The 25,792-nt window shown below is 59.5% G+C and carries 25 protein-coding genes and 2 pseudogenes; 12 read left to right on the forward strand and 15 right to left on the reverse strand.

Translation table 11 applies throughout. The features are described 5' to 3' along the window. Positions 1-44 precede the first annotated feature (44 nt). Positions 45-977, forward strand: a complete 933-nt coding sequence (locus AB8B33_RS25875; RefSeq protein ID WP_439017548.1) for a LysR family transcriptional regulator — start codon at positions 45-47, stop codon at positions 975-977. Positions 978-982: 5 nt separating this feature from the next. Here AB8B33_RS25875 and AB8B33_RS25880 read toward each other — a convergent pair whose 3' ends face one another. From AB8B33_RS25880 to AB8B33_RS25890, 3 genes are all read right to left on the reverse strand, one after another. Beyond that, complete coding sequence (locus tag AB8B33_RS25880; RefSeq protein WP_439017549.1) at positions 983-1,795, reverse strand: inositol monophosphatase family protein; 813 nt, start codon at positions 1,793-1,795, stop codon at positions 983-985. 20 nt (positions 1,796-1,815) lie between these two features. Further along, positions 1,816-2,856: a LacI family DNA-binding transcriptional regulator gene (locus AB8B33_RS25885; RefSeq protein WP_439017550.1), complete on the reverse strand. Its 1,041-nt coding sequence runs from the start codon at positions 2,854-2,856 to the stop codon at positions 1,816-1,818. A gap of 516 nt (positions 2,857-3,372) precedes the next feature. After that, entirely contained in the window at positions 3,373-3,678 is a 306-nt protein-coding gene (locus tag AB8B33_RS25890) for a hypothetical protein (protein ID WP_439017551.1), read from the reverse strand. A 335-nt stretch (positions 3,679-4,013) separates the two neighbouring features. Here AB8B33_RS25890 and AB8B33_RS25895 point away from each other — a divergent pair. Further along, positions 4,014-4,217: pseudogene (locus AB8B33_RS25895) on the forward strand (hypothetical protein); the annotation flags it as partial. A gap of 12 nt (positions 4,218-4,229) precedes the next feature. Here AB8B33_RS25895 and AB8B33_RS25900 read toward each other — a convergent pair. Then, entirely contained in the window at positions 4,230-5,186 is a 957-nt protein-coding gene (locus AB8B33_RS25900) for a formylglycine-generating enzyme family protein (protein ID WP_439017552.1), read from the reverse strand. Positions 5,187-5,613: 427 nt separating this feature from the next. Here AB8B33_RS25900 and AB8B33_RS25905 point away from each other — a divergent pair, with 427 nt between their 5' ends. Both AB8B33_RS25905 and AB8B33_RS25910 read left to right on the forward strand, forming a co-directional pair. Next, positions 5,614-7,287 (forward strand): arylsulfatase, encoded by a 1,674-nt coding sequence (locus tag AB8B33_RS25905; RefSeq protein ID WP_439018851.1) that lies wholly within the window; start codon positions 5,614-5,616, stop codon positions 7,285-7,287. 19 nt (positions 7,288-7,306) lie between these two features. Then, positions 7,307-7,672: a hypothetical protein gene (locus tag AB8B33_RS25910; RefSeq protein WP_439017553.1), complete on the forward strand. Its 366-nt coding sequence runs from the start codon at positions 7,307-7,309 to the stop codon at positions 7,670-7,672. 56 nt (positions 7,673-7,728) lie between these two features. On the opposite strand, the gene AB8B33_RS25915 is transcribed toward AB8B33_RS25910, so the two are convergent. The 3 genes from AB8B33_RS25915 to AB8B33_RS25925 all read right to left on the reverse strand — a co-directional run bounded on the left by AB8B33_RS25915 (position 7,729) and on the right by AB8B33_RS25925 (position 10,651). Further along, positions 7,729-8,517, reverse strand: a complete 789-nt coding sequence (locus AB8B33_RS25915; protein WP_113325725.1) for a hypothetical protein — start codon at positions 8,515-8,517, stop codon at positions 7,729-7,731. 202 nt (positions 8,518-8,719) lie between these two features. Beyond that, a complete protein-coding gene (locus AB8B33_RS25920; RefSeq protein WP_439017554.1) occupies positions 8,720-9,547 on the reverse strand; it encodes a hypothetical protein in 828 nt (275 codons plus the stop codon). Positions 9,548-9,640: 93 nt separating this feature from the next. Then, positions 9,641-10,651 carry an HAD family hydrolase gene (locus AB8B33_RS25925; RefSeq protein ID WP_439017555.1) on the reverse strand — a complete coding sequence of 337 codons (1,011 nt, stop codon included), beginning with the start codon at positions 10,649-10,651 and terminating at the stop codon, positions 9,641-9,643. 202 nt (positions 10,652-10,853) lie between these two features. Here AB8B33_RS25925 and AB8B33_RS25930 point away from each other — a divergent pair, with 202 nt between their 5' ends. The 4 genes from AB8B33_RS25930 to AB8B33_RS25945 all read left to right on the forward strand — a co-directional run bounded on the left by AB8B33_RS25930 (position 10,854) and on the right by AB8B33_RS25945 (position 16,044). Beyond that, positions 10,854-12,740, forward strand: a complete 1,887-nt coding sequence (locus AB8B33_RS25930) for a sensor histidine kinase (protein ID WP_439017556.1) — start codon at positions 10,854-10,856, stop codon at positions 12,738-12,740. Continuing rightward, on the forward strand, positions 12,740-13,357 hold the full coding sequence (locus tag AB8B33_RS25935; RefSeq protein ID WP_439017557.1) for a response regulator transcription factor: 618 nt from the start codon (positions 12,740-12,742) through the stop codon (positions 13,355-13,357). The genes AB8B33_RS25930 and AB8B33_RS25935 overlap by 1 nt, the downstream gene beginning before the upstream one ends. 101 nt (positions 13,358-13,458) lie before the next feature. Continuing rightward, positions 13,459-13,830 (forward strand): response regulator, encoded by a 372-nt coding sequence (locus tag AB8B33_RS25940; protein ID WP_113320630.1) that lies wholly within the window; start codon positions 13,459-13,461, stop codon positions 13,828-13,830. A 252-nt stretch (positions 13,831-14,082) separates the two neighbouring features. Beyond that, entirely contained in the window at positions 14,083-16,044 is a 1,962-nt protein-coding gene (locus AB8B33_RS25945) for an elongation factor G (RefSeq protein ID WP_439017558.1), read from the forward strand. A gap of 512 nt (positions 16,045-16,556) precedes the next feature. Here the strand turns inward: AB8B33_RS25945 and AB8B33_RS25950 are convergent. The 8 genes and pseudogenes from AB8B33_RS25950 to AB8B33_RS25985 form a co-directional block, all read right to left on the reverse strand. Continuing rightward, positions 16,557-18,287 (reverse strand): TniQ family protein, encoded by a 1,731-nt coding sequence (locus AB8B33_RS25950; RefSeq protein WP_439017559.1) that lies wholly within the window; start codon positions 18,285-18,287, stop codon positions 16,557-16,559. Beyond that, positions 18,259-18,642 carry a hypothetical protein gene (locus AB8B33_RS25955; RefSeq protein ID WP_439017560.1) on the reverse strand — a complete coding sequence of 128 codons (384 nt, stop codon included), beginning with the start codon at positions 18,640-18,642 and terminating at the stop codon, positions 18,259-18,261. The genes AB8B33_RS25950 and AB8B33_RS25955 overlap by 29 nt, the downstream gene beginning before the upstream one ends. Beyond that, positions 18,639-18,806: pseudogene (locus tag AB8B33_RS25960) on the reverse strand (SOS response-associated peptidase); the annotation flags it as partial. The pseudogene AB8B33_RS25960 and the gene AB8B33_RS25955, both read right to left, overlap by 4 nt. 98 nt (positions 18,807-18,904) lie before the next feature. Continuing rightward, positions 18,905-19,429, reverse strand: a complete 525-nt coding sequence (locus tag AB8B33_RS25965) for a cytochrome P460 family protein (RefSeq protein ID WP_439017561.1) — start codon at positions 19,427-19,429, stop codon at positions 18,905-18,907. Positions 19,430-19,497: 68 nt separating this feature from the next. Continuing rightward, entirely contained in the window at positions 19,498-20,196 is a 699-nt protein-coding gene (locus AB8B33_RS25970; RefSeq protein WP_439017562.1) for an aquaporin, read from the reverse strand. Next, positions 20,178-20,510, reverse strand: a complete 333-nt coding sequence (locus AB8B33_RS25975; protein WP_439017563.1) for a nitrile hydratase — start codon at positions 20,508-20,510, stop codon at positions 20,178-20,180. The genes AB8B33_RS25970 and AB8B33_RS25975 overlap by 19 nt, the downstream gene beginning before the upstream one ends. Further along, positions 20,507-21,163 (reverse strand): nitrile hydratase subunit alpha, encoded by a 657-nt coding sequence (locus AB8B33_RS25980; RefSeq protein WP_439017564.1) that lies wholly within the window; start codon positions 21,161-21,163, stop codon positions 20,507-20,509. Before AB8B33_RS25980 ends, AB8B33_RS25975 begins: the two co-directional genes overlap by 4 nt. Then, a complete protein-coding gene (locus AB8B33_RS25985; protein WP_439017565.1) occupies positions 21,160-21,510 on the reverse strand; it encodes an SH3-like domain-containing protein in 351 nt (116 codons plus the stop codon). Before AB8B33_RS25985 ends, AB8B33_RS25980 begins: the two co-directional genes overlap by 4 nt. 187 nt (positions 21,511-21,697) lie before the next feature. Here AB8B33_RS25985 and AB8B33_RS25990 point away from each other — a divergent pair, with 187 nt between their 5' ends. The 4 genes from AB8B33_RS25990 to AB8B33_RS26005 all read left to right on the forward strand — a co-directional run bounded on the left by AB8B33_RS25990 (position 21,698) and on the right by AB8B33_RS26005 (position 25,739). Further along, on the forward strand, positions 21,698-21,907 hold the full coding sequence (locus AB8B33_RS25990) for a CbtB domain-containing protein (RefSeq protein ID WP_439017566.1): 210 nt from the start codon (positions 21,698-21,700) through the stop codon (positions 21,905-21,907). Between the two features lie 10 nt (positions 21,908-21,917). Next, a complete protein-coding gene (locus tag AB8B33_RS25995) occupies positions 21,918-22,658 on the forward strand; it encodes a CbtA family protein (RefSeq protein ID WP_439017567.1) in 741 nt (246 codons plus the stop codon). A 74-nt stretch (positions 22,659-22,732) separates the two neighbouring features. Then, on the forward strand, positions 22,733-25,102 hold the full coding sequence (locus AB8B33_RS26000; protein WP_439017568.1) for a PAS domain-containing sensor histidine kinase: 2,370 nt from the start codon (positions 22,733-22,735) through the stop codon (positions 25,100-25,102). After that, complete coding sequence (locus tag AB8B33_RS26005) at positions 25,083-25,739, forward strand: response regulator transcription factor (protein ID WP_439017569.1); 657 nt, start codon at positions 25,083-25,085, stop codon at positions 25,737-25,739. The genes AB8B33_RS26000 and AB8B33_RS26005 overlap by 20 nt, the downstream gene beginning before the upstream one ends. Positions 25,740-25,792: the final 53 nt, after the last annotated feature.

Here is a 25,792-nt window from a genome sequence, read left to right on the forward strand (position 1 = left end):
TTATATTGTTCAACACATAAACTCTAAAAGTCCCAGGATATCCAGTGGAGCTCAGACATCTCAGATATTTCGTGGCCGTCGCCGAGGAGGGGAGCCTCAATCGCGCTGCCGAGCGCCTGCATATCCAGCAACCGCCCCTCGGCCAGCAGATCCGTGATCTCGAATATGAGCTTGGCGTCCAATTGTTCGACCGGTCTCCGCGCAGGGTCGCACTCAACAGTTCGGGCGAGCTGTTCCTTGAAGAGGCACGCGATATTCTGAGAAGGTCGCAATTGGCGATCGACAATGTACGACGCTTCAGCCAGGGCGAAAGCGGCCGGCTATCGGTCGGCTTTACAAGCTCGGCCTCTCTGCACGTGCTTGCGCCACAGTTCCTCCAGCAGTTTCGCCGGGCCTTCCCGCTTGCCGAGATCGTGGTCGAGGAGAGCGAGACCTATGAGCTCATTCTGGCCCTTCAGCAACAGCGCGTCGATGTCGCGTTGCTGCACATCGACGCGAGGCGCTTTCCCGAGCTGACGGCACGGGCTCTGTCCGAAGAGGATATGCTTGTCGCAGTCCCGCGCAGCCACGCCTATGCAGAGGCGGAAGATGAACCGCTGACGCTCGATATGCTCCACGGTGTCGATATGGTCGTCTACCGGCGCACGGACGGGCCTGGAATATTCGAACGGCTGATGGAAACCTTCCAGACTGCCGGCGTTGCACCGCGGATCGTCGATGAGGTTTCTCGAATCATCGCCGCCATCAATCTGGTGGCCGGCGGCCGTGGCCTGACGGTGGTGCCGGCGTCCATGCGCGTGCTTCATCGGGAGTCTGTGGTCTATCGGCCGCTATTGCCCGGCCAACTACCGCCCCTGCCATTATACGTCGCCCACCGCGCCGATGCGCGGCTTGCCCTCATCCGCAATTTCGTCGATCTGACGGAGAAGATCGCATCAAGTTCATCCGCGACCAGCGAGGCTGGGCGAACAACCTAGTAGGTTTAGGCCAATTCATCCTGCAGAGAGCGGCTGACAAGCGTCAGGAGATCGTCTCTTACCCTGGGCGCTGCGGCGATGACCGGGCCGCCGGTCAAAAGTGTGCCCTTGCCGGGGAAGGCTTCGGTCCAGCCGCCGGCTTCGCGGATCATCAAGAGCCCGGCCGTGCAGTCCCAGGCGTTGATATGCGGTTCATAATAGCCAGCGAGCCGGCCGCAGGCGACCTGCGCCAGCATGAGCGCACCGGAGCCGTTGCGGATGAACATGCCGCCCGCCACCAGCAGCAGGTGGATGAAGATCGACACCTGCTTCAGCGGAATGCGGAAATTGGCGCCCACACCGAGAAGCCCGGTGCCGATGCTGGTGGCCTTGTCGACGCTGATTGCCTTGCCGTTCAGAAAGGCACCTTCGCCTTTCCTCGCCACGAAAAGATCGCCCGATGTCGGCTGGCAGATGAGGCCAAGCACCGTCTCGTCGCCTTTCATGACGGCGATCGAGATGCACCACTGATCGATGCCGTGCACGAAGCAGCTCGTACCGTCGATGGGGTCGACGACCCAGAGGTAGCCCGAGGGGCCTTCCGCCAGTCCTTCCTCCTCCCCGAGCACGCCATCATCGGGAAATGCGGCGGTGATGCGGTCGCGGATCATCGCCTCCACGGCCTTGTCGGCCTGGCTCACCACATCCTGGCCGTTCAGTTTATGGCCGGTTTCCAGTGATGAAAGATCGGAGAAGTAGGAGAGCGCCTTTCCCGCCGCATCGAGGATCACGTCCTTGGCAAGTACGAAGCGGGCATCATCAGGAAATTCGCAGTGCATGGGAATCTTTCGGAAGGGAATCAGGGTCTGAAGCTCTGGCGGATGACGAACTCTGGAATGACGCGTTCATAGCCCGGCGGCAAGTCCGGATTTCCAAGGCGTCGCTCCATCAGTTCGACGGCGCGCATCGCCATGACGAGCGGGTCCTGGCGGAAGGTGGTCAGCTGATAACTGAGCCAGGACGCTTCGGGAACGTCGTCGAAACCGATGATGGCAACATCCTCCGGAATCCGCAGCTTCACCTCCTGCCGCACATAATCCATCAGGCCGAAGGCGATCTGGTCGTTGGCGCAATAGACGGCGTCGGGGCGTACAGAATTCGAAAACAGCGCCCGCCCCGCGGCGATGCCGCTCTCATAGTCGGAATCCGCGCCACGGCCGATGAAGACCTCGGCGCCGAGCCCTTCCGCCGTCGACAGAAAGGCGCTCTCGCGCTCGATAATGCTCGGCGTACCGGTGTTGGAACCGGCAACCGCCAGCCGGCGCCGTCCGGCCTCGAAGAACACCGTCGCCGCCTTGCGGGAGGCTTCCGAATTGCCGGCGCGCACATGGTCTGCATCCGGTTCGGAACGGCCGATGACGACGAGCGGCTGGCCATTACGCTGGGCAAGCTCGAAGAAGCTGGCAGGCGGCGAGCCCGACAGGATGATGATTGCCTCGGCGCGGTGGCCGATCAGCATCTTCTGGGCGGCCAGCAGTTCGTCCTCGGTCTGGCCAGTGTTGATGAGGATCGGTATGCTGCCGCGCTGGATCAGGAATTTGGCAAGGGCGGCGGCAAGATGGGCGCGGAAGCCGATTTCGGGTTTCGTGGCGATGATGCCGACGAGGCGGCTCTGATTGGCCAGCACGCCGCGCGCAAGATCGTTGACGTGGTAGCCGAGCTCCTGGGCCGCACGCAGCACCTTCTCGCGCGTCGCGGGCGCAACGCTAGCTCCCGGCGTAAAGGTGCGTGATACGGCCGAGCGGGAAACGCCGGCAAGCTGCGCCACCTGTTCGGCACTCACGAAGCGCATTCGTTCCTTCTTCGGCGTCTTGCCGTCATTCACAGGACCATCCCTCATCGTTTTCCGTCAATGCCCCGCGCGCGACAAAACATCCGCCTCCCAAAACCGCCCGTATCAGCATTGAAAACTGATGCTGGACGAGCCGCAGAAGGACGGGTGATGCGATCTGGCAGTCTCCGCCAGCACATGTATAGAGGAGCGATGGCAGTAAGTTGACATTGGTCCGCGCCGGAGAGGCTGGCCATGTTTTGCCGTTTCAGGAATCTGTCCCGGTCCATTTCTCTGCCCGTTGCACAGGTGCAATCATGTCGCACAGCCGTGCAATTGCCCGGGCCGACAACTAGCGGCGGTTCTTTGCAGACGCATGACAGATGGAGGATTTTTCCGCCTCGGCGGATGGGTCACAACTGATGTTGCGGACAGCTTTCGTCAATTCTGGGGAGCATGGCCGAGATTGCAACTGCAATCCCGGCCGGGGGGGGCGAAAGGCAGCGGCGATGACCAAGGATCAGGTCAACGCTGCTTCAATGCTGTACGGTATTGGGCTGTACGGTATTGGTTGTCTCGAAGCCGCTAGTCGCAGACCCGGACGGTTTCGGTGTGATATCCGCCGTCGTAACGGTTACGAACGTCACGGTCCTCGTACCAGCATCTCGGCGGCGGCGGGCCTGCATCGTAATAGCGAGGGCCGTCGACATAGCGAGGACCACTATTGACTATCGCGCCACCAATCAGGCCGCCAACGACACCTGCGGCAAGGCCGCCGGCAATGGCACGACCGGTATTGTCGTGGTGATGATGATCGCGCGCCGCAGCAGGCTGAATAGCCGAGCCTATAAGGGCCGTCGCAATCAACAGACTGCTAACAATTCTCTTCATAACATTCTCCTTAGTCGCAAATCGCCCCTATAGAACATAAAATGCTCCACGGCGGCGTTTGTTCGTTCAAATCTTGCACCTTTTGAGGCAAGCCCGCCAAGAAACGATGCGTGGGGCCTCAATTTATGTTTTGCACTGAAATCCTCACGGCGAATTCCACCGAGTCAAACGCGCAATCGCAACTGCGGGCATCAGGAAGTCCGCGAGAGCTGTTCTACGATCCGCCGGATTGCCTCCCACTGATCTCGCCCGTATGGTCCGAAACCGTATTCCGCCCATTGCCCGACGTGGGGCCTTCTTTGCAGGGGCATTCATCTTCAGCCGGAGGAACGGCAATGAGCAAGGATTGGCGTGACGATTTGAGCATGAGGCTGGAAGATTTCGTCGACACATTCGTGGTGAAGGGCGCAAAGGCGCCGGACGTCTTTGACGCCATCCAGAATGCACTCGACGCGCTAAGAGCCGCGTACGACCGCGACCCGGATACCCCGGAGGATCAATCGGATGACGTGATCGAGGAACCATCGAACGACTGGCCAGAATGCCTCGCCTTAGTCCTTCAGGATTCGCTTGACGCATCTGAAGCCAACGTGGCTGGTGGACGTGTCCTCTGGTTCCGCATGGCGGGCGGCGGGACGGTAGCGCCGGCAGTAGTTCGGCGCGCAAAGATGCGATCCGCCTTTCAGCACCCGCCTTGGAATTCGTATTTCCGGCTCGCGGGGATCGAAGCTCGCCTCTCGATCGCCGCCTCGGGGATTCCGCGGAATGCAGCATGATTTCGCCGCAGGCTCCGAATGGCGAGGCGACCAGAAATCCGACGTCCATTCCCAGACGTTGCCGATCATGTCGTGGATGCCGTAGCCGTTCGCCGGGAACGATCCGACAGGTGATGTTCTATCCGCTCCTGTGGGCTTTGTGCTCACTGTGGGAAACGCGCCCTGCCAGATGTTGGCCATGAGCTTTCCGTCAGGGATCAATTCGTCGCCCCATGCGAATTCGGCGTCCTCGAGACCTCCCCGAGCGGCCAGCTCCCATTCGGCCTCGGTCGGCAGGTCCTTCCCGGCCCAGTGGGCATACGCTAGGGCGTCGCTATAGGCAACATGGACGACCGGATGGTCGAGCTTCCCGCGGATATCGCTGCGGCCGCCATAAGGATGCCGCCAGTCGGCGCCGAACTTGAACGCCCACCACTGTCTGATGTCGGCGCCGACGACGGTTTTCGGCTGAGTGAATACGAGCGATCCGGCGCGCAGCATCTTGGGGATCGCGCCGGGATAGTCGGAAGCCTTTGGAGTCTTTTCTGCGACGGTGACATGGCCAGTGGCTTTGACGAACGTGGCGAACTGACGGTTGGTCACGGGCGTCACGTCGATCCAGAAGCCGTCAACCTTCACCGGATGGGCGGGGGCTTCTTCAGGATAGTGCCTGTTCGATCCCATGGCGAACGTTCGGGCAGGCACCCAGGCGAAGCCTTCAAATTCCGTTTCGTGTGCGTCCACTGCACTCATGGTCCTGCCCATCGCTAGAACCTCCGCCTGCGAGCATCTTATGACACGCGGTCGCGGTTGCTGCCTATTGTCCTTTAGGGAGGTCTCGACGCGGGGCGCGGGAAATGCGGCGCGGACGGCTCCCATAACTGGCAACTCTTAGCCCCGACGGATTCCCCAAAGGGCAATATCTGCTCCCGCCAATACAATGTAGAAAATGGATGGAAGAGTGGAAATCCCTCTTCCGCAAGTCGAGGGTCACCGTGCGGGCCGGGGAGCCGCGTCTTTACCGAAAAGATCTGGTCCAATTTGCTGGTCAGTAAACTTGGACGTCGCCGACAAGCCCTCTTTTGCTCTGACTTGTCTTTCAACTAACCTTGGCCGCCAATGCGGCCCCGTGAGGGAGGCATTAGAAATGAGACGGACTACAAAGTTCTTCACAGCAGCAATGGCGGTCGCCGGCAGCCTGCTATCGAGTACCGCTACGATGCACGCGCAGGAGACCAGAAAGCCCAACATCCTGTTCATCATGGGTGATGACATCGGCTGGATGCAGCCGAGCATCTATCACCAAGGTCTCGCGGTCGGTGAAACGCCCAATATCGACCGTATCGGCCGGGAAGGGGCGAAGTTCATGACCTACTATGCCGAGCAGAGCTGCACGGCTGGGCGGACCGCGTTCATCACCGGCATGCAGCCGGTGCGCGTCGGCATGGTTCTGCCGGAGATTCCCGGAAGCCCGTCCTACCTGCGGGCCGGCACGCCTCACCTCGCCAAGTTCCTAAATGATCTCGGCTACTCGACAGGTGAGTTCGGCAAGAACCATCTCGGAGATACCACCGAATCCCTGCCGACGGCACACGGGTTCCAGGAATTTTGGGGCTACCTCTATCACCTCGACGCCATGCAGGGGGTGAGCTTCCCCGACATCAACAAGACCCCAACCGAGCAGGGGATTGCACCACCATGCAGGAACACGCCGATTCCCGGGATAGCGGAAGACCCGGCGGCGGTGGACGCCAAGACCACGACCTGTCTCACCCCGCCGCGCCCAATGCTCGCATGCGCATCCTCCGACGGATCCCCGGCAAATCAATCCTGTAAGGACGAGGGGCCGCTGACGCTGGAGCGCTCAAAAACCATTGACGAGGAGATCTCGGCCAAGGTCATCGACTTCCTAGACAGGAATGACCCGAAGAAGACCAACAAGCCCTTCTTCGTCTGGTACAACCCGGCCCGCATGCATATCACGACAGTGTTGCCCGACAAATATCTGAACATGGTCGGCGAAGTCGGCGGCAAGGACTGGGGCGTCAACGAAGCCGGCATGAAGCAGATGGACGACAACATCGGCTACGTTTTGAAGAAGCTCGAGGAGATAGGAGAACTCGACAACACGATCATCGTCTTCACCACCGACAACGGCGCCGAGACGATCACATTCCCGGACGGCGGCACTACCCCGTTCAAAGGCGGAAAGCTCAGCACTTGGGAAGGCGGCATGCGGGCGCCGCTTGTGGTTCGCTGGCCGGGGCACATCGAGCCCGGTACGGTCAAGAACGACATGTTCTCGGCGCTCGACTGGCTGCCGACGTTTGTGAACATCGCAGGCGGCCCGAAGGGCGATGGTCTTAAGAAAGAGATCGAGGCGGGTACGTATCCCGGGATCGTCAAGACCACGCTCGACGGTATCGACCAGCGTGACTACCTGGAAGGCAAGTCTCCATCCGCGCGCGACAGTTTCTTGTACTATTCTGGCAAGGAGCCGTCGGCTGTGCGCTACAAGAACTGGAAGATGTATTTCGCCATGGTCTCCGACGATCCGGCTGGCTTTATTGGCGGGGTGATGCCGTACGCCTGGACACAGGTCGTCAATATCAAGCGCGACCCGTTCGAGACCTCGGTCGGGCAGCAGATCAAGACACTCTTCGGTATGGGCGGTGCCATCGCTTCGCCGTCCACCGCCTATGTCTATGACTGGAACATCCTGCCCATCGGGCAGCAGTTGTGGCTGAAGCATCTCGAGACCTACATCGACTTCCCGCCGCTTCAGAGCCCTGCAAGCTACAATCTGGAGCAGGTCATGCAGCAGGTCCGGGAGATGAAGACAGGTCACGATTGACGCGGGCGGTAGCGTAACGATGTCGGAGCGGACACCCTTCAGGGCGTCCGCTCCGCGCTTCACCTGTCAGGTCCTTGGCTCCCCCGATCGCCTCTATGCCATCGGCACGCAACGGATTAGGAGCCTCCGCGAGATTGATGAAAACGATGTCGCCCAAGCCTGGCTCGGGGAGCTGACGAAACGAGAACTTCTCTTGAACAGTGCGTTGCACCTGTCTGTTCTGGCCGGAATTGGCGTGACGGTTCTGCTGCTGTTTGGCTTCGGTGTCGCCTTCATGAGATACCGCCACGAACCGGGAGCCGCCGCGCTGTTCATGGGCGGCTCTTTGTTTCCTGGGGGCGTTGCTCTTCCGGCTTCTGCAGGACATCAGGCTGTCGCAAGCTGAGCACGACGACCGTCAGTTGCGATGATCGCCGAATTGCTCAAGGCGCTCTCGCCTCATCAGAAATGGAAGGACACCCCGACGATCGGCCCCTGTTGGACGACGTCGAAGACAAAACCATCGTTTTCGTAGTTGACGCCCAGTGCGCGGTATCCGGCCACTGCCGAGATGGTGTCGTTGAATTTGTAGCCGAGGCCGAGGCCCACGTCCCAGTCGACGTCGGCGCCGCCACCGCCCACCAGACCCCATCCCGTGAGATAGATTTCCGGGGTGAAGAAGTAGTTCCCGCGCAGGCCGACAACGGCATCCACCCACGTGGCACTGTCTTCCCGCTCCACGCCGGCCAGAAGTCCGCCATTGAAGGAGATGTCTGTCTCGACCGACCAGACTTTCACGCCGCCGACCACGTCAAGGTGGCCATTCTGATCTTCGAGCACCGCGTAACCCACGCCGAGAAGTCCTGCGAAGGTCTTCGATGTCACGTCGACGCTGTCGGCGAAGATGCCGCGGGGGGTATGCGCATCCGCACCCAGTTTGGTGTAGATCACGTCACCGACGATGCTGAAGCGATCATATCGTGCTTCGCCTGTCGCCATGAAGGCGAAGTCGAGATTGTCGAGAATGTCACCGAAATCGGCATCGATGTCGACCTCGGGAAGCCCGAATTGCCGTACGTCCCCTGAAATCCCGGCAGCCCAGAAGTATGGAGCGACCGTGAATTCCCAGCCGCTCTGGGTCTCGACCGTTTTCGCTTCGGGCGTGAGCGGTGTGAGATCCGCGGCATTGCCGATCGATGCGGCAGAGACACCGGCCAGCAAGACTATCGCATGCAAGTGAATGGTCTTCATGAGAATCCCCCGATCTCGTTTGAACGCAGCACTGCTTCGAGTGAGGACTGTGTGGCGGGAAATGGATTCCCGCAACATGAAACACCTATTGGGGGTTGCTGGCGAGAAGGGAAAACCTAAGGGTGTGGCCCGCCGGCATCAGGCCTGTCTCCCGCTGGGAGGAGAGGGAAACGCGGCCAAAGTGGCGTTTCCCTGTTGAAGATCAATAGCAAGGCGGGTACGGATAGTAGCCGCATTGCTGGTCGTTGTAGTAGGGATAGTAGGGGCGGGCTGCAGCGGCCCCGATAGCGGCACCGGCGACCACGCCGGCTGCGACCGGAGCACCGCGATACCAGGCGCCGTGGTAGACGGGTGCGTGCCAATAGGTGCCTCCGACACGGTTGATGTTGGTGTCGCCGATATGCACGTCGTCTCCACGGAAGTCGCCGCGGAAATTACTTCCCGCGAAGTCTCCGCCGTGGAATCCGCCGCCCCCGAAGCTGCCGCCGCCATGGAAGCCACCGAAGCCCCCGCCGCCAAATCCTCCTCCACCCCCGAAGTGATCGATGAACAGCGCGGCCGGCCCAGACACACCGCTTAGGGTGCCCTCCAGAATGGTGATGTCGAAGGTCAGCGTCGTGCCATCGAGTTTCGGGGTCTTCAGCGTCACGACGGCGTCGCTGACGTCCGATCCATCGCCGCCCAGCACCGACACAGTCGCATTCGGTGGATCGACTGCGAAATTGTCCTTCCCCTCATCCCATTGCATGATGAACTGTTCGGTTGCCACATGACCGGCGGCTCGCACCGGTCGGTCAGCAAAGACGATCGAGTTTGCGGAGACACCGGTCAGAACGAGCTTGCCGTTTTCGATTTTGGCTCCGGCCGAATTGATGACCGCCAGCGACGGCACCGGGCCGGTTGGCGTGACTATCCCAATAGACTTTTCCAGCGGTACGTGCGGCTTCTTCGGGGTGTCCTGCGCAAAGACCGCGGAGGTCAGCGCAAAACTTCCTGCAAAGATCAGCGTAGCGAAACGATCGATTTTCATGGTGATATCCTCCCAGCGGCGACGGGCGGCATGCCCGTCGCCTGATGAACCCATTTGGAATCTGCTGTCACAAGTCTTTGAGGCGCATCATCCTTAGTCCTTGAACATCTGCTTCCAGTCCGCCTTCATGTCGATGACGGTCCAGCCGGTGATCGCCGCCGCGTCGAGCGCCTTGTCGAGGCGGCCGAATTCGGTATTGCGGTCGTAGGCATATTCGCGCTCCGCATCAGTGTGATGAACGAGCATGCCGAGACGCGCAGGCGCTCCCGCCATCGTCGTCCATTGCAGCATTTCGAGATCGCCGTCGGAATTGCCGAAGGCGGCAATCGGCCGGCGGCCGATCTGCTCGTTGATCCCAACCGGCTTGCCGGCCTTGTCATCGATGAAATTGACCTCTGGCAGGCGCCGCAAAGTCGGCATGTCGTCCTGCATCTTGAACTGCGTCTTGATCGAGGAACCGATGACCTGCTCCGGCGGGACGCCGTATACCTCCTCCGTCCATGGCCGCATGAACTCCACGCCACCACCGGACACGATGAATGTCTTGAAGCCATTGGCGCGCAGATAGGAAAGCAGCTCGACCATCGGCTGGTACACGAGTTCGGTGTAGGGCCGCTTGAACTTCGGGTCGCGTGCCGCCGAAAGCCAGTCGGTGACGACTTTCTGGAAATCGTCGTTCGTCATTCCCGCGTGGGTGACCATGATGAGTTGCAGGAGACCTTTTTCGCCCGATGCGGCAAGCGTTTTCATATCGCCTTCGAGTACCGCCTTGAACGGCTGTACATTTTTCCATTCCGGATGCTGCGGAGCGAGCGTTTTCACGCGGTCCAGGGCGAAGGCAAGCTGCGTGTACATGGGATGCTCGACCCACAGTGTGCCGTCATTATCGAACACTGCGATCCGTTCGGGTTCGGGGACGAAGTCGGGTGAACCCGGTTTGGTTACCTTCTCGACAAAGGCGACGATAGCTGCCTTGGGCGCGGTATCGTTCCACGATGGCAGGGGGTCGCTCTGGGCCTGTGCCGAAGCCGCGAGGAAAAGCGCTGCGATGACAATCGAGATCGCGCTCCGTGCCAAGTTGACGAGGTGGCGGACAGTAAACATTGGTCGTACCCCCTAAGGTGAGAGCCCGCGCCCGGCGGGTTGCACTCTACCCAGCGCTTTCCAAGTCTACCGAATGCGTTCCTCCGCCGATATTGCCCTTTGGGGAATCGAAGAACTCCAGCGGCAATCAACAGTGGTGCTTGCAGCGGATGACGCCACACCAAAAAGGTGTTATCGTCGCGCAGCTTTGGGGGGACGACCAATGGCCTTGGGCCAGGGGGCAGGTCGATTGCGGTGCGCTGGTGTCTTGCTGGCGTGGGTTTTGTTGATCGCTTCGAACTGCTGCGCCATCGCGTCGGAGACGTCGCAGGCAATCGTTGATCGGGTTCCACGGGTTCTCATTCTCTACCCATACGACGAGAGGCTCGTGGCGACGACTGTTGCCGGAGAGGCGTTGCGAAGCCGCTTGCTGCAAGCCACAGACAGCAGGATCGACCTGTTTTCGGAGTTCCTTGATCTGTCGAGGTTCCCGGAATCTGATCACGTCGCGCGCATGGCGCGATACCTTGCGGAGAAGTACGCCAATTACCGCCCGGATGTGGTCGTCGCGCTCGGCAAGGAGTCTGCCAGCTTCATATCGACCAACCGCGCAAGGATCGCTCCCGATGCGAAGATAGTGGCGGCAGGCTTCGGCAACTCCACTGCGGAGAACATCGATCTACCCGATGACGTGATCGGGGCGTTCACGACATTCGACATTCTGAAGACGGCTGAAATGGCCCGCAGCCTGCAGCCCAGTGCCCGTCATCTCTACATCATCGGCGGATCGTCGGAGTTCGACCGAGGATGGCTGGCGACGGCGCGCGCCGATCTCGACAAGTTCTCCAAGTCGTACGAAACGACATACCTCGAAGATTTGACGATCGATGAATTCATCGATCGTGCAGCCCATGTCCCCCCCGACAGCATCATCCTGGCGCTGACGGTGTTTAAAGATCGGGCAGGGCGGAATTTCATCCCGCGTGAGGCGATCAGGCAAATAGCAACAACGGCCAGCGCTCCAGTCTATGCCCCCTATCAGACCTACATCGGCTACGGCGTCGTCGGCGGCAATACCGTCACATTCGACACTTTGGGCGTCACCGTCGGAAATCTTGTCCTCGATCTCATGGCCGGGCGGGTGGTCTCGGATATTCAAGCGCCGCAGACATACGTTGTCGATGCCCGGCAGCTCCGGCGTTGGAGGCTTTCGGAGGGGAACCTGCCTGCGGGCACCGTCCAGATGCATAAGGAGCCAAGTCTTTGGGAGGAGCACTGGCTGGTGGCGACGGGGGCGTTTGCCGTCGTTTTGATGCAGGCGGGCATCATCGCCGCGCTGCTGCTCGAGCGACGCCGTCGCCACGATGCGGAGAGCAGGTCACGCCTTCACCTGCTCGAAGCTGTCCATCTCAACCAGTCCGCAACGGCCGGCGCCTTGTCCTCGTCGGTCGCCCACGAACTGAACCAGCCTCTGGCGGCCATCCGAAACAATGCCGAGGCTGCGTCGGTGCTGCTGCGAAGTGGCAGCCCCGATCTGGAGTTGATCCAGCAGATACTTCTCGACATCCAGGAGGACGATCAGCGTGCGGGCGACATCATTGGCCGGATGAGAGGATTGCTCAAGAAGAGAAGCGAGATCGATTGGCAGGAGTTCGACCTGAACGACGTGGCTTCGAGTGCAATCCATATCATTCATGGCGAGGCCGAACGCAGGGGGATCACGCTCAATACAAATCGACCGACGACGGAGCTGCCGGTGCGGGCGGACAAGGTCCATGTGCAGCAGGTCGTTCTCAATCTGGCTACCAATGCGATGGACGCCATGTCGGACGCTCCAGCCAAAAGAATGCTCACCTTTGCGACAGGAGTGGCGAACGAGAAGGCGGAGCTTTGTGTCGCGGACACAGGCAACGGCATTCCCGAAGACAGGTTGTCCAGCATCTTCGAGCCGTTCTACACGACCAAGCAGGCGGGCACGGGGCTGGGTCTTTCCATAGCGCGCGCCATTGTCGAGACCTATGGCGGCACAATCTCTGCTAACAACCGGCCTGAAGGCGGGGCCATCTTCCGCGTGGTCCTGCCTCTTTCTCGACGAGTGGAACGAGGCTGATGAAACCGGTCGTCCATATCGTCGATGACGACGAATCCTATCGAACGGCGACTGCACGCCTGCTCTCCGCCTTTGGTCTCAAGGTTGAAGCCTATGAGTCCGGAGATCAGTTTCTTGACCGCCTCCCAACTTGCGAGCCCGGCTGCGTTCTCCTTGACTTGCAGATGCCCGGCTTATCCGGACCGCAAGTTCAACATCGACTCTCCGCGCTTGCACCTCTTATCCCGGTCGTATTCCTGACGGGCGAAGGTGACATAAAGGCAGGCGTCGACGCGATGAAAGCAGGCGCACAGGACTTCTTGGAAAAGACCAGCTCGGCGGCGGTGCTGATGGAGGCGATCGAGCGAGCGCTAGCGCAATATGAGAGGCGACGGGCCGAGCACGACCGTCTGCGGAAACTGAGAGCCTTGATTGCGAGCTTGAGCGCGCGTGAAGCCGAAGTCTTTGGGCTGCTCATCCGTGGCCATCTCAACAAGCAGATTGCGTATGCCCTTGGCATATCGGAGCGAACGGTGAAGGTGCATCGCCATCAGGTCATGGAGAAGCTCGGAGCACGCTCGCTGGCGGAGGTCGTATCGATCGCCGCTGACATCGGTCGTACTGCGACCCCGGGGTGATCGGACAATCTTCCCCTTAGGGCAATATCAAGCAACCGCCGACACGCCTACAATGACAGACAATTGCGTATCTCGCGCACTGTCACGCATGGGGGCATGAGGTGGGAAAGCTGCGCCGCACTGTCGCTGTCGTCGACGATGATGCGAGTCTACGTCGAAGCGTCGGGCGGCTCCTCAATGCCTACGGATTTGCGGCTGTCGAATATGCTTCGGCGGAAGCTTTTCACGTCCGCGATCCGAAGACGCCGATCGACTGTCTCGTGCTGGACATCGACCTCGGAGGCATGTCCGGCATCGAACTGCAGCGCAGGCTGAAAGGGGCTGGAGCGAAGCTGCCGATCATCTTCATCACCGCCCTGGAAGACATGCGCCTGCAGACCGAGGCGGAGCAGGCTGGATGTATCGCATATTTGCGGAAGCCCTTCGCGGGATCCGTACTCATCGACGCAATCAAGAAGGCGCTCGGATTGTGAGTTCTTGATCGAGGAGAGACCGCCACGACGGCAGGGCAAAAGGCGGACCAGTTATTCACCTTTGGCAGGGAGGCTGAACATGGAACGGCTCAGACACTGGCGGTCGATGGGACATCAGCCACAGAATGGATCAGCCTCAAATGCAAGTCCAGGTCAAAGTGTTGTGAAACTGAACACCTCTGGCGCCTTGCAGCGGTTCAGGGCATCCTGTGATGGCTGAAAATTGTGTTTATGGCAGTTGGAGGAATGCCGATGCGCTGCTTTACCGTGCTTGGACCCTCGCAGACCGGAAAATCAACAGTCGTGGAAAAGCTCGGCTCCCTGGAGGGGGCGCCGAGAAAATCCAGCTCCCCTTATGGATTGAACCTCACAGAATTCACCTTTGGAAACGAAGCGTGGTGTGCGCTGGATGCGCCAGGACCCAACGAAGCGTTGGCGCATGCACAGCACGCGCTTCTTGCCAGCGACGCCTGCATCCTGTGCGTTTCATCGGCACCCGAGGAAGTTGTACTCGCCGCGCCCTATCTGCGGATAGTCGAAGCCTCGGGGACGCCTTGCATCCTCTTCATCAACCGAATGGACGAACCGAGAGGGCGGCTGAGGGACGTGATCGCCGCGCTTCAAGACTACGCCAACCACACGCTTTTGCTTCGCCAGATCCCGATCCGCGAGGGGGACAGGATCATAGGCAGTTGCGATCTGATTTCGGAACGGGCGTGGCGCTACCGGGAAGGCCAGACTTCGGCGCTGATCGCAATCCCCGAAAGCGCCGCCGAGCGCGAGCACGAAGCGCGCAGCGAGCTCCTGGAACACCTGTCCGAATTCGATGACTGGCTTCTCGAGGAACTGATCGAAGATCGCGAGCCGCCCAGCGACGCGCTCTATGCCATCTCATCGCGGGTTCTCAGGGAAAACAGGATTATCCCGGTCCTGATCGGTGCCGCAAGTCACGGCAACGGCGTGATGAGGCTGATGAAGGCGCTGCGCCACGAGGCGCCGCCGGTAGGGGTTCTTCGGCAGCGTCTCGCTCGTGCAGGCAATGTCGATGAAAACAAGCTGACCGCCGTGAGCTTCCATGCCTACCATCGCCAGAATGTCGGTAAGACAGTGCTCGTGCGCGCGCTTGGCGAGGGATTGCGGCAGGGCGCATCACTGGGCGGCTCCAGCCTCGGCGCAGTACAGGATCTCGCAAACGGGCGGTCCAATTCGGCGGTTCTGCCTGCGCCGGGGGATGTGTTTGCGACGGTCAAGTCCGATCACTTGCACGTCCCTTCGCTCTTGACATCAAACGCGGTGGTTGCCCCACCTGAATGGACGGAGCCACCCACGCCGATGCTTGAAAGGATCCTAGTTCCGGTCAGCGATCGCGATGAGAATAAGCTTTCCGAAACGCTGGCAAAACTTTCCGAGACGGATCGCGGTCTCAAAGTCTTGCAGGAGGAAGGCACCGGCGCTCAACTCGTCCGCGCCCAAGGGCCGGTGCATCTGCGTGATCTCTGCCGGACGCTGTCCGATGTCTTTCACATCGGCGTAACCGATCGAACGCCCAGCCCGATCTACCGCGAGACAATTGCGAAACCATCTGAGGTTCATTACCGTCACCGCAAACAGACCGGCGGTGCCGGACAGTTCGCGGATGTGAAGCTGAGTATTCGCCCCAATGAGCGCGGCCGGGGCTTCACTTTTAGCGAAACGGTCAAGGGTGGCGTCGTTCCGCGCAACTACATCCCTGCCGTCGAAGCGGGTGCGCGCGAAGCGATGGAGAAAGGGCCGCTCGGCTTCCAGGTCATCGATATCGGCGTAACGCTGTACGATGGTCAGCACCATGCCGTCGACAGTTCGGAACACGCCTTCCGGACTGCGTCGAAAATGGGAGTGCGACAGGCGCTTTCCGAAGGGGCGGCCGTTTTAATGCAACCGGTCTTCCGCAGCGAAATTCACATTCCGTCGATCTATTCCGGCAGCCTCGTCCAGATCGTCTCCGCTCTCAAGGGTCAGGTTCTCGGTTTCGACCGGGATGAAACCGCTAAGGGATGGGACATCTTCCGGGCACTTATTCCAGGCGGCGCGCTTGACGATCTGGCGCGGGCACTGCGCTCGGCGACGCAGGGCATTGGTTATTTTTCCAAGACCTTCGATCACTTCGAGGAGCTATATGGCAAGGAAGCGGACGCCATCGTGAAGGCACACGAGAAACCGGGCGTCGCACACTGAAACGTTCGCGCCACTTCATGCTCGTTCGCAAAATGGGGCTCATGTCGTTTGGCAGTTACCCGTGAGAAGCGCCGTTTTTGCCGCGTCTCGAATTAAGTGTCGAGGTATCCTCTTGAAATCGTTGCATTCGCGGCGCTCACCGAAACTTCGCCGCCGATAGACCCGAGCAGGGCTACACGATGGGGCCTGTTGGCGGGAAGCGGGACGAACTCTTCAGCAAAAGCCGGTGAGTGCGAGCTGTTACCGGGCAGGCCCGGAAAATGTCATGTTCGGTGACATTGTGTCAGGTCGCGTGACGCGTGATAGCATCATGACTCGCGACACGGAGTTTGACACCGATCGACGGCAAAACTAGGCCTTTGCAAGCACCAATACGACACGCTTTATGACACATACGACACGATGGATGACATTGCCAACGTGAGGCCGCATCATTGCGTTGCGCGAAACGATTTTCGGATCTGATCGAGGCTAGCGGACGGAGGTTCGGTCCGGCGTAAATAGTCGGTTCGTTAGGGTCTTCTGAGCTGGTCGGTGGGTACACCCGCGTTCTCGCGCATAAGTGCCTCAGCTTCCGTTCGAAGATAGAGCACGAAGTTGTCAGCTCTTACGACCGGCACCTGAAGCTTAAACATACGCCGCGAGACGGCTGCGCTCGATAGATTGTAGTTTTCGCCTAGCTTAGCCGAAGACACATATTTCTCATGGAATGCCCGGACCTCTTGACGATCGAAGAACAGCGTCCTCGATCGGTATCTCGACACTCCAAGTCGATGCCCTTGGATTAGGCCGCTGCGTACAAAAGTGTGAAAGATCGGCACGCCCACTCCCAGCTCGGCCGCCACCTCGTCTGAGGTTACCCAGCGTTCATCGACGGCGCTCAAGGCGCGGATCTCGTTCGGATCTACGAGAATTTGCGCCAGCCCCACGGCACTTCGATCGTAGAAGACAGTGGTCAGCTCCTGCGCCAACAAGAGCTCAACGATGCGGAAGTATTTGATGGTAGCTTGCGACACCGCTGTGGTGAGAGGAGAGAGACCGTTGGGTTCTGCGACAGGCGCGACCTTTTGAGCGGCCTCTACTAACTCATGGAGACTTGCAATGGAGTATCGCTTCAGTGTGCTTGACGTCACCTCTGCGAAAACCTCGTCATGCTTCACGATGCCTGCCTTGGCCAACTGCCGGAAGACTTCACCTGTCACAATGCCAAGCACCTGGGCAGCTTTACCAGCCGGGACAAGGTCTCTAAACATTGCTGCGGCAGCTTCGACCGATGAGGCGTGAAAAATTGACTGCCCGTCGTCAGCATTTTCGATATGTCGAAGTATCGCTCTTAAGTGGGTGCGCGTCTGAGGGACTTGAACCACTGCCGCCTCAAAGGGCACGTGTTTGGCTTCGACCGCCCGTCCGAAGATCTTGACACCCGGGGAAAGGGGCAACGTCTCCTCTGCCATGCGCACAAGTTCATCCCGCACAATATCATATTCAGGGTATGGCCGGGATTTTCCGATCGCCTGGTTGACCGTGCCGAAGATATTGTTGCCGCCCCGCAGCGGGTGGCTGGTGTCGAGATCCCCGACGACTATTTTGCCAAAATCCCGGACACCTTCGAAGTTGCGCTTCAGGAAGTTAAATCCACTCTGCGCGGCAAGATGCCATTGGGTTTCGTCATATGCTTCGAGGTTGGCGAACTTGCCGAACGTTGTGAATATGCCGAAGAGTTCTGATATGTCCCCTGCCGCTGCCAGTGGCAGTTTGTCGAGAAGTTCGCCGTGTCCCTTCTGGCCATTTAGGCGATCGAGCGCAAACTGCTCAAACTCTGAAAATTGCCTGGTCTCTTCAGAAGCGGTCGCCTCCCGAATAATTAGTGCGGACTCGGTGAGTTGGTAGGCAATATCAAAAACCTTGCTGTTAGTCTGGTCCGGCAAGGAGATAATTGGGACGTTGTGAATAGGGCAGGCGCGGATGAAACTAAACTGCCAGTGCACGCGGATATACGCGGCGGCGTTGAGGGGGCCCGTCGAGGTCAGGCGGTCATTCTGGATGCATTTGGGACATAGCCGCGTCCGATATCGCAGCACGATTGGGCTGCGAACTGGTTCGCCGCGGATGATAGCGCGTGACTTGCTCTTGCTGATCAATGCATTCTGATAGAGCTTCTCCGGAGAAACTTGGGCGAATTCGGCAAGCCGCTCTAAAGCAGGGCGCTTGCCGTTAATAACGTCGCTGAGATCGAAGCCCATACCCGGCATAGCTCGACATCGCTGCAAGGTGGTGCAGTTCCTGTAGAAGATCTTCGTACCCCGTCTTCTCTTTCCTCGCCTTCCGGATCTTCATGCGAATGGCGACGGCCATCTCTCGCCACGCTGCAGGCAGCGGCAGATGACGGCGCGCCATGGCATAGCGCTGGTCGGGATCGTCCGTGATGCGGTCAAGGGCATCAGCCCAGAACTCACCGTTCTCGGGAGCTGGCCCTGGAGCTTGCATTATCGTCGTGCCGCCTGGTTCTTGGCGCGTGGCGAAATCCCACATCTGGCGATCGAGCGCTCGCGCTTCTTCGTCGGTTGTCGTTTCGACCCACAGCAGTCCTGCAGTCATAGAAGACTGGCCTGGACGGGTTCACCCTCTTTCGAGATGATGGTGGATCCGTATGGCTCGTGTGACGTGATCATGATTGCATCGTCCGGTGCCGGGCGCGCGAGATGCTGCGCCTCTTCCCACGGCGCATTCATCCAGATATCCGTCTCCTCCTTCGTCATCAGCGCCTCGGCGGTCCCGTCTTCCGTCCAGATGTCGAAACCTTCGTAGTCGGATCGAAGCTTTCCTGCGTTCGGATGTGAAAGTAAAACTTGGCCATCGGTCACGGAGAGTAGTGGCTGAACACGAAGTCCTTCGAACGATCAAGCTTAGTGTGGCATGCAAAACAGGACTTCAATAGTCCTTCATTTTGATTAGCGATGCCATTCTCGAACTGCGCGTAACCCCAGCCGCCGCTATCGGCGAACCTCTTCGAGTCCTTTACGCTTATCTGGACGTTGGTGGGATCTCCGGCAACGAACGATTGCGGCGCAGGGAACACCGCGTCGTTCTCGGGCGACGATTTGTAGACGTACGCCAGGCGAGCGATCACGGATCCGTCAGGAAAGGGCCGCGTGCCTTCGCGAAACGCCTTCACAGCAATGTCATTTCCCAGGATGCCACGGATGTCATTGTTCTTCCCGGCTTCATGGGCCACCGTTATCATCTTCCAATCGCGGTATTCATCAGGGAGACTGACACCGTAGATTGGAGACACGTTCTCCGCGGCGTCGCCGGCGGCAGCCACACCCACGCAGCAAACGATGCAGCCGGAAACAAGGGATCGAAAAGCGTATCTCTTGGGCATTGAGGTCTTCTTCCTTGAGAGAGCTATTGCGACCAAGCCGTTGAACCCGAGTGCCGGAAATGACTGACTCACAGTCGCCGCGGGTTCGGGTAGAACAACGACACCATCTGGGCAGCCAAGCTTCCGCTTGCGACCTGAATCACAATGAAGGTGACTACAGCAAACACTGAAATGTTGCCCGGAGCCGCAAGCAGGCCGATCGCTACTGCGGGATTGGCGATGGATCCTGTAGGCGTGGAAACAATCGCGGCCATCAGCCACAGTCCAACCGCAAACGGTCCGATGAATTTGCTTGTGCTCTTCGTGGAGCAGAAGACGATCGTCATCAGGCCGAAGCTCGCGATCCCTTCGCTTGCCAAAGAGGACAGGCTCGGTGGATCGAACGTAGCGCTGCCGGGTGTCACGCCGAACAGCAGCCCCGAAGCCAAGGCGCCCGCAACGCCTCCAAGGATCTGCGCGGTGACATACCCGACAGTGCAGTCGAGACGCCGTTGGTTCCTCCTCCATTGGACGAGCGTAATCGTCGGATTGAAGTGGCCGCCCGAGACCGCACCGAACGCTAATATCAGAGCTATCAGACTCCCCGATATCGCGATGGAAGACGACATGACGGAGCTTTCCTTCTGAAGTCCGGATCCAACGACCGCGACCATCAGAAGGAATGTTCCGATTCCCTCTGCTGCCGATCGCCGGAGGACGGATACCGTGCTGTCGTCCTCGAAGAAACACGACGATCTCCGGACAGCTCTCAGGTGTCTGCTCTCCATCGCGCTTCCACCTCCGCCATCCTTGCAGCCAACTCTTCCGGCGTGATCAACTGCTTCTGGAACCCGATGTTCGCAAACGCGGCGATCCAGCGCTCGTAGTAGGTCAACTTTCCAACCAACTCCGAGCCGAGAGACTCGACGCCACGCCGCTTCTCCTCGGTGTTGATGATCTTGTGGAAGTCGAGGACGTCCGCAAGTGCGTGGCAGCGCTTCTCCCATGGGAGGAGTTCGTGCTCGACCTTGTCGATCTTCGGAGCTTCCAGACCGCCGATATCGTTAGGCAGACGCTTCACCAGTTGTTCGCTGCCACTCATGCCGGAACTCCCTGAGTTGGCGACTTGATCTGAATGACACCGATCATCGCATCGCGGGTGACGAGGTCAGCAAGCTGTTCCTCGCTAAAATCCACGGTTCCTGACGGGCGCATGGGCAGCACGAGATATCGCTGGATCGCGGTGGAGTCGCTCACCCGGATCTCGACGTCGTCGGGAATGTAGGTGCCGAATTCTTCCAGCACCTTTCGGGGCTCGTACACGGCGCGCGCCCGGTATGGCTTCAACTTGTACCAGTCCGGCGGCAGTCCGAGGACGGGGCGCGGATAGCAGGAACACAGCGTGCAGACGATGAGGTTGTGGACCTTCGAAGTGTTCTCCAGCACGATCAGTTGGGTTTCGTCGTAGAAGCTGATGCCCAACTCCTCACAGGCTGTCCGGCCGTTCGCCAGTAAACGTGCTCTGAACTCCGGATCCGTCCACGCTTTCGCCACCACCTTTGCACCTAGAGCAGGGTTCCTCGAATCGAGAACTTCGATCTGCCTTCTGATCTCGTCGGCTCTGAAATAGCCCCGTTCGATCATGAGTTCCCGGAATGCCGTCTCCATTATGTCGTAGTAGCCTGGCGCTTCGCCCGCAATGATAGGAGCGTGGTCATGATCATGCCCGTGATCGTGGTGTTCGTGTTCGGTCATTCACCTATTCCTTCGAGCCAGGTTTCGAAGACCTCTATGCGTAAGTTGTCGCTTGGCGATCCCGCATAGGCGCTCCAGATTTCGGTCATGGGCACTGCGATGCGGTAGTAGTGCCGGACGGTGCCTGCATTGCGGCCGAAGCCTTCCTCCTCGTTGTTGACGGCCATCGGTTCCATCACTGCTTCGACGACTGCGGTCTTGCCGCGAAGGTACGTCGGCACCCGGTAATGTCCGACGGGCGCGCGGGTCGATACCCTGACGTGCTGGCCAACCGTGAAGACGGCAACCTGTCCCCATGCTGGCACGACGCCTGAAATCTTGCTGACTGGTGTTCGAGCGGACTTCATCCGATCCTCCATGATGTCTGCGAACACTAGGGCCGTTGACGGCATTTCATCTTTCGAAATTGTGCGATCGCGCAGGGACGGGAACACAGGCGCTGTCGTGCGAAATCGTACGCTTTCGATAAACGCGCACTTGGGACGCGGTCATGATGACTGCCGCATTGGTCTTGATCGAAAGAGGAACCCCAAGATGACCCACATCGTCGTCCATCCCGTACCCAGCCCGACGCCCATCTCTGTGGGGGAGCTGCTTCCTTGGACGTTCTTCATGGGGCTGCTTCTCCTGATGGCCCTCTATTTCGTAGGCGCGGAGCAGGGTGCTACTTCGCTGATCCAAGGCGACAGAGTGCATGAGTTCGTTCACGACGGCCGACATCTCCTCGGCTTTCCTTGCCACTGAGGTGACTGTCATGATCCAGCGACTTTTGATCACGGGAATGCTCTCCGGCCTGATCGTAGCCCTTATCGCCTTCTCTTTCGCCCGTGTGTATTCCGAGCCGTCAATCGAGCGCGCGATTGCCCTTGAGGAGACTTCCCACCACCAGCATGCAGACGCCGACGCGGAGAGCGTCGGTCGCAGCGTGCAGCGCAACGCGGGCCTATTCGTGGGCATCGCGAGCTACTGCATTGCGCTGGGAGGTTTCCTCGCCATTGGCGTTTCGTCTCTTCATGGTCGGCTGAGAATGCGTCCGCGCTCAATGGTGTGCACGCTCGCGGCCGCCGGATACATCGCGCTCGTGCTGGTTCCGCAGCTCAAATATCCGGCAAGCCCGCCCGGTGTAGGAACTGCTGAAACCATTGGCATCAGGACGGAATCCTACTTTGTTCTGGTGATGGCGTCGGCTTTATCCATGATACTGGCGGCGTGGATCGCGTACCGCCTCGCGCATCGAGCAACGTTCCCGCTCGCCGTGGGTGCGGGTGCCGCGACGTTTGTCGCGCTCGCGTCGGTATGGATCGCCACGATGCCCGGTGTCTCCGAGGTCCCGCGTGCCCTTCCAAGGGGCTTGCTCCTAGAATTCCGAGTGAACGCCGCAGCACTGCAATTGATCGTTTGGGGCGGGCTTGGCATCGTTTTCGGACAAGTCGCGGAGTATGTGGTCGGCTACGGACGTGCGGACGCATCTCGCCGTATAATCCCAAACGCTTGACCGCAGCTCCGGGTCTGGCTTTCCCTGCTCCGCAGGCATAGCATCTCGCTACTTGAGCGCGGAGCATTCGCATCATGAACGATCTCTCGGAGCAACCAGTTTCGGAGTCGGCGGACGGTGACCCCGCGCTGGGCCGCGATGTTCGTCAGTTCTTGGCGGCTGCATTGCGCTCCGCAACCGGAGCCGCAGTTTATCTGGTGCAGGTCGAGCGAGCCGAGTTTGCTGTGATCGCCGTGGCCCGCTGGATTGACGGTAAAACCGCCGTTAGTCAGGCCTCCAACACCCGAGAGGCCCTATCGGACCTCGACCAAGGGGTCATTCGTCAAGTTATTGCAACGAAATCCACCACCGCCGTTGTCCACGGCGCGAAGGGCGGCTGGATAGTCTGCATCCCGGTTGATCTCCGACATCGGTCGGAGGGAGCTCTGTACGTAATCCATGAGGATTTGCCATCCGCCGATCTCATCGAGCAGCTTGAATGGCTTTCATCGGCTTTCTCAACGTCGCACGGTCCGGACGACCTACGGGAAGAATTTGGATCGGCTCGCGAGGACGCTGTTCAAGTCGAGTGCGAGTTGAGGCGGAATCTCGACATGATCCCGGCTTTGACCTGGGTGGGCGGCCCTGGCGGGGAACTTCAGGAAGCGAGCAGCCAATGGCACGAGTACACGGGAATTAGCCGCGAGGATGCGCTTGGACTGGGCTTCCTTGCCTCCTTCCACCCGGACGATGTCGAAAAGGTAATCAAGGCGTGGACCGAGCTTCTCGTTACCGGGAAGCCGGGTGGCATCGAGGCGCGCATATTGCGGCACGACGGAGTGGCCAGGTATTTCATGCTCAGAGCGGTCCCACATTTCAACGACGATGGCACCATCCGAAAATGGTACGGAGTGAACGCCGACATCGACGACTTGAAGCGAACCCAGTTCGAACTGGCGAAGAGCCGCGCCGCTCTTGCAGAGGGGCAAAGGATGGTCCAGTCGGGCACATGGTCGTGGGATGCCTCGACTGACACTTTCTCATGTTCGCTTGAATGCGCGCGTATCGTCGGACTTGAGCAGGAGACCATAAACGCCGGGGACTTGAGGTCCAAGGTGCACCCCGATGACCTCCCGCTGTTTGACGGTGCCTACGAAGACATGCTTTCGGGCCATGACCTGAACGTGTCCCACAGGATCGTCATGCCAGACGGCGAAGTGCGCTTCGTCCATGGTCGCGGGCGTCTGATCGCCGACGAGAACGGCAACCGTAGCGAATACATCGGAACGATTATCGACATCACGGAATCGAAGCGGGCCGAGGAGCGCATACGCACCACCCTGGCTGAGGCCCAGCGGGCGCAGGCATCGCTTGCCGAAGCACAGATGCTCAGTCACGTCGGAAGCTTCCATATCAAGCCTTTGAAAGGCGAGGCCATGTGGTCGGCAGAGACCTACAACATATTCTGTCTCGATCCGGCCCTGCCTTTGACTCACGAAGCGGTGATGACGAGGGTCCATCCGGACGACCGCGAGCGCATCGAAAAAAACTTAGAAAAGGTTATACGTGACCGTGACCCATGGGAGGCCGAATTCCGGCTGCTGACACCGGACGGTTCGATCAAGCATGTCCACTGTATGACCCGCGTCGAGCCGGACCCCGAGCAGGAGCCCGAGGTGTTCGGGGCGATCATCGATCTGACGGATCGCGTGAACGGTGAGGAGGCGCTCAGGAAGGCCCAGGCCGACGTCGTCAGAATGAACCGCCTGACGGCAATGGGCGCCGTAACCGTGAGCATCGCCCACGAAATGAACCAGCCGCTCATGGCCATCGTCACGAACGCGGCAACCTGTCTGAGCTGGCTCAGCCGTCCGGAACCCGACCTGGAGGAAGCGAAGGTCGCAGCGGAACGGATCGTCAGGGAAGGAAAACGGGCGGGAGACCTCCTTTTGAACGTTCGCAACATGGCCCGCAACTCGCGTCCCTCGATCGCGATGGTCGATATCAACGAAGTCGTTGGCGACGTCCTGACGATGATGCGAAGCGAACTTCGCAGCCGTCAGATCAACGCATCCGTCTCGTTGTCGCCGACCGTCGGCGCGATCCGAGGAGACAAGGTTCAGCTTCAGCAGGTGCTCCTAAACCTCATACTCAACGCGGCAGAGGCGATGACGGAAACCGCGCATGGGAGGACGATCAACGTGATGAGCGTGGACCTCGGTTCCCATCTGGCGGTTCGGGTGGAGGACAACGGCCATGGTCTCGACCCCATTGCGTCAGAGCATATTTTCGAAGCATTCTTCTCCACCAAGCCGGAGGGGACCGGCATGGGGCTGGCGATCTGTCGGTCGATAATCGAGGCGCATAGCGGGACGCTTTCGGCACAGCCGTTGGCGTCAGGGGGAACGGTCTTCGAATTCACGATACCGTATGCAAGGGGGGATCATGAACCAGAAGCAACGTGAAGACGCCTCGGCGCTGGTCGTCGTGATTGAAGACGATGCGGGCGTCCGGGAATCGCTTTTGGGCCTGTTGCGTTCGATGAGATTCAACGTTGCCGCATTTTCGTCAGCGACAGAGTTCTCGTCCAAGGGGCAGTTGGCAAATGTCGGCTGCATGATCCTTGACGTCCGCCTCCCGGGTCAAAGCGGAATTGAGTTCTACGAGGAGGTGAGGGCTGGTGGGTTCCACCGTCCAGTGATCTTCATGAGCGGCCATGCCGACGTGCCGATCGCGGTTAGGGCGATGAAGGCTGGCGCCGTGGAATTCCTGACGAAACCAGTCCGCGAACAGGATCTCCTGGATGCTGTTCATTCGGCGCTGAAGCGAGACAGTCGCTCCACGATGAAGGAGGAAGCAGCGGCGAATGTTCGGGCAGACTTCGAAAAGCTGTCCAAGCGTGAGCAGGAGGTTTTGATCCTTGTCGTGGAAGGCCAACGCAACAAGCAGATCTCCGCGGCGCTGGGCATCACGGAAGCGACGGTCAAGTTGCACCGAGGAAACGTCATGCAGAAGATGCATGTCCAGACGCTACCGGAACTCGTACGTCACTTTGATCTACTCGACCTAGACGAGCGGCGAGAGATCTCGACCAAAGGCTAGGTTCCTGGCATTTTTTCCAGACATAAGTCGCATTGTGAGCATGCTGACGCGAT

The sequence above is a fragment of the Rhizobium sp. 768_B6_N1_8 genome (assembly GCF_051811225.1).
GTDB lineage: Bacteria > Pseudomonadota > Alphaproteobacteria > Rhizobiales > Rhizobiaceae > Rhizobium.

Excerpts from the sequence above, each read along its gene's own strand:
- AB8B33_RS25885 (WP_439017550.1), bottom strand. The coding sequence starts at position 2,856 with ATGAGGGATGGTCCTGTGAATGACGGCAAGACGCCGAAGAAGGAACGA.
- AB8B33_RS26005 (WP_439017569.1), top strand. The coding sequence starts at position 25,083 with ATGAACCAGAAGCAACGTGAAGACGCCTCGGCGCTGGTCGTCGTGATT.
- AB8B33_RS25905 (WP_439018851.1), top strand. The coding sequence starts at position 5,614 with ATGGCGGTCGCCGGCAGCCTGCTATCGAGTACCGCTACGATGCACGCG.
- AB8B33_RS25890 (WP_439017551.1), bottom strand. The coding sequence starts at position 3,678 with ATGAAGAGAATTGTTAGCAGTCTGTTGATTGCGACGGCCCTTATAGGC.
- AB8B33_RS25965 (WP_439017561.1), bottom strand. The coding sequence starts at position 19,429 with ATGCCCAAGAGATACGCTTTTCGATCCCTTGTTTCCGGCTGCATCGTT.
- AB8B33_RS25915 (WP_113325725.1), bottom strand. The coding sequence starts at position 8,517 with ATGAAGACCATTCACTTGCATGCGATAGTCTTGCTGGCCGGTGTCTCT.
- AB8B33_RS26000 (WP_439017568.1), top strand. The coding sequence starts at position 22,733 with ATGAACGATCTCTCGGAGCAACCAGTTTCGGAGTCGGCGGACGGTGAC.
- AB8B33_RS25975 (WP_439017563.1), bottom strand. The coding sequence starts at position 20,510 with ATGAGTGGCAGCGAACAACTGGTGAAGCGTCTGCCTAACGATATCGGC.
- AB8B33_RS25925 (WP_439017555.1), bottom strand. The coding sequence starts at position 10,651 with ATGTTTACTGTCCGCCACCTCGTCAACTTGGCACGGAGCGCGATCTCG.
- AB8B33_RS25920 (WP_439017554.1), bottom strand. The coding sequence starts at position 9,547 with ATGAAAATCGATCGTTTCGCTACGCTGATCTTTGCAGGAAGTTTTGCG.
- AB8B33_RS25985 (WP_439017565.1), bottom strand. The coding sequence starts at position 21,510 with ATGAAGTCCGCTCGAACACCAGTCAGCAAGATTTCAGGCGTCGTGCCA.
- AB8B33_RS25880 (WP_439017549.1), bottom strand. The coding sequence starts at position 1,795 with ATGCACTGCGAATTTCCTGATGATGCCCGCTTCGTACTTGCCAAGGAC.
- AB8B33_RS25970 (WP_439017562.1), bottom strand. The coding sequence starts at position 20,196 with ATGGAGAGCAGACACCTGAGAGCTGTCCGGAGATCGTCGTGTTTCTTC.
- AB8B33_RS25955 (WP_439017560.1), bottom strand. The coding sequence starts at position 18,642 with ATGACTGCAGGACTGCTGTGGGTCGAAACGACAACCGACGAAGAAGCG.
- AB8B33_RS25900 (WP_439017552.1), bottom strand. The coding sequence starts at position 5,186 with ATGAGTGCAGTGGACGCACACGAAACGGAATTTGAAGGCTTCGCCTGG.
- AB8B33_RS25910 (WP_439017553.1), top strand. The coding sequence starts at position 7,307 with ATGTCGGAGCGGACACCCTTCAGGGCGTCCGCTCCGCGCTTCACCTGT.
- AB8B33_RS25935 (WP_439017557.1), top strand. The coding sequence starts at position 12,740 with ATGAAACCGGTCGTCCATATCGTCGATGACGACGAATCCTATCGAACG.
- AB8B33_RS25945 (WP_439017558.1), top strand. The coding sequence starts at position 14,083 with ATGCGCTGCTTTACCGTGCTTGGACCCTCGCAGACCGGAAAATCAACA.
- AB8B33_RS25930 (WP_439017556.1), top strand. The coding sequence starts at position 10,854 with ATGGCCTTGGGCCAGGGGGCAGGTCGATTGCGGTGCGCTGGTGTCTTG.
- AB8B33_RS25950 (WP_439017559.1), bottom strand. The coding sequence starts at position 18,287 with ATGGGCTTCGATCTCAGCGACGTTATTAACGGCAAGCGCCCTGCTTTA.
- AB8B33_RS25980 (WP_439017564.1), bottom strand. The coding sequence starts at position 21,163 with ATGACCGAACACGAACACCACGATCACGGGCATGATCATGACCACGCT.
- AB8B33_RS25990 (WP_439017566.1), top strand. The coding sequence starts at position 21,698 with ATGACCCACATCGTCGTCCATCCCGTACCCAGCCCGACGCCCATCTCT.
- AB8B33_RS25995 (WP_439017567.1), top strand. The coding sequence starts at position 21,918 with ATGATCCAGCGACTTTTGATCACGGGAATGCTCTCCGGCCTGATCGTA.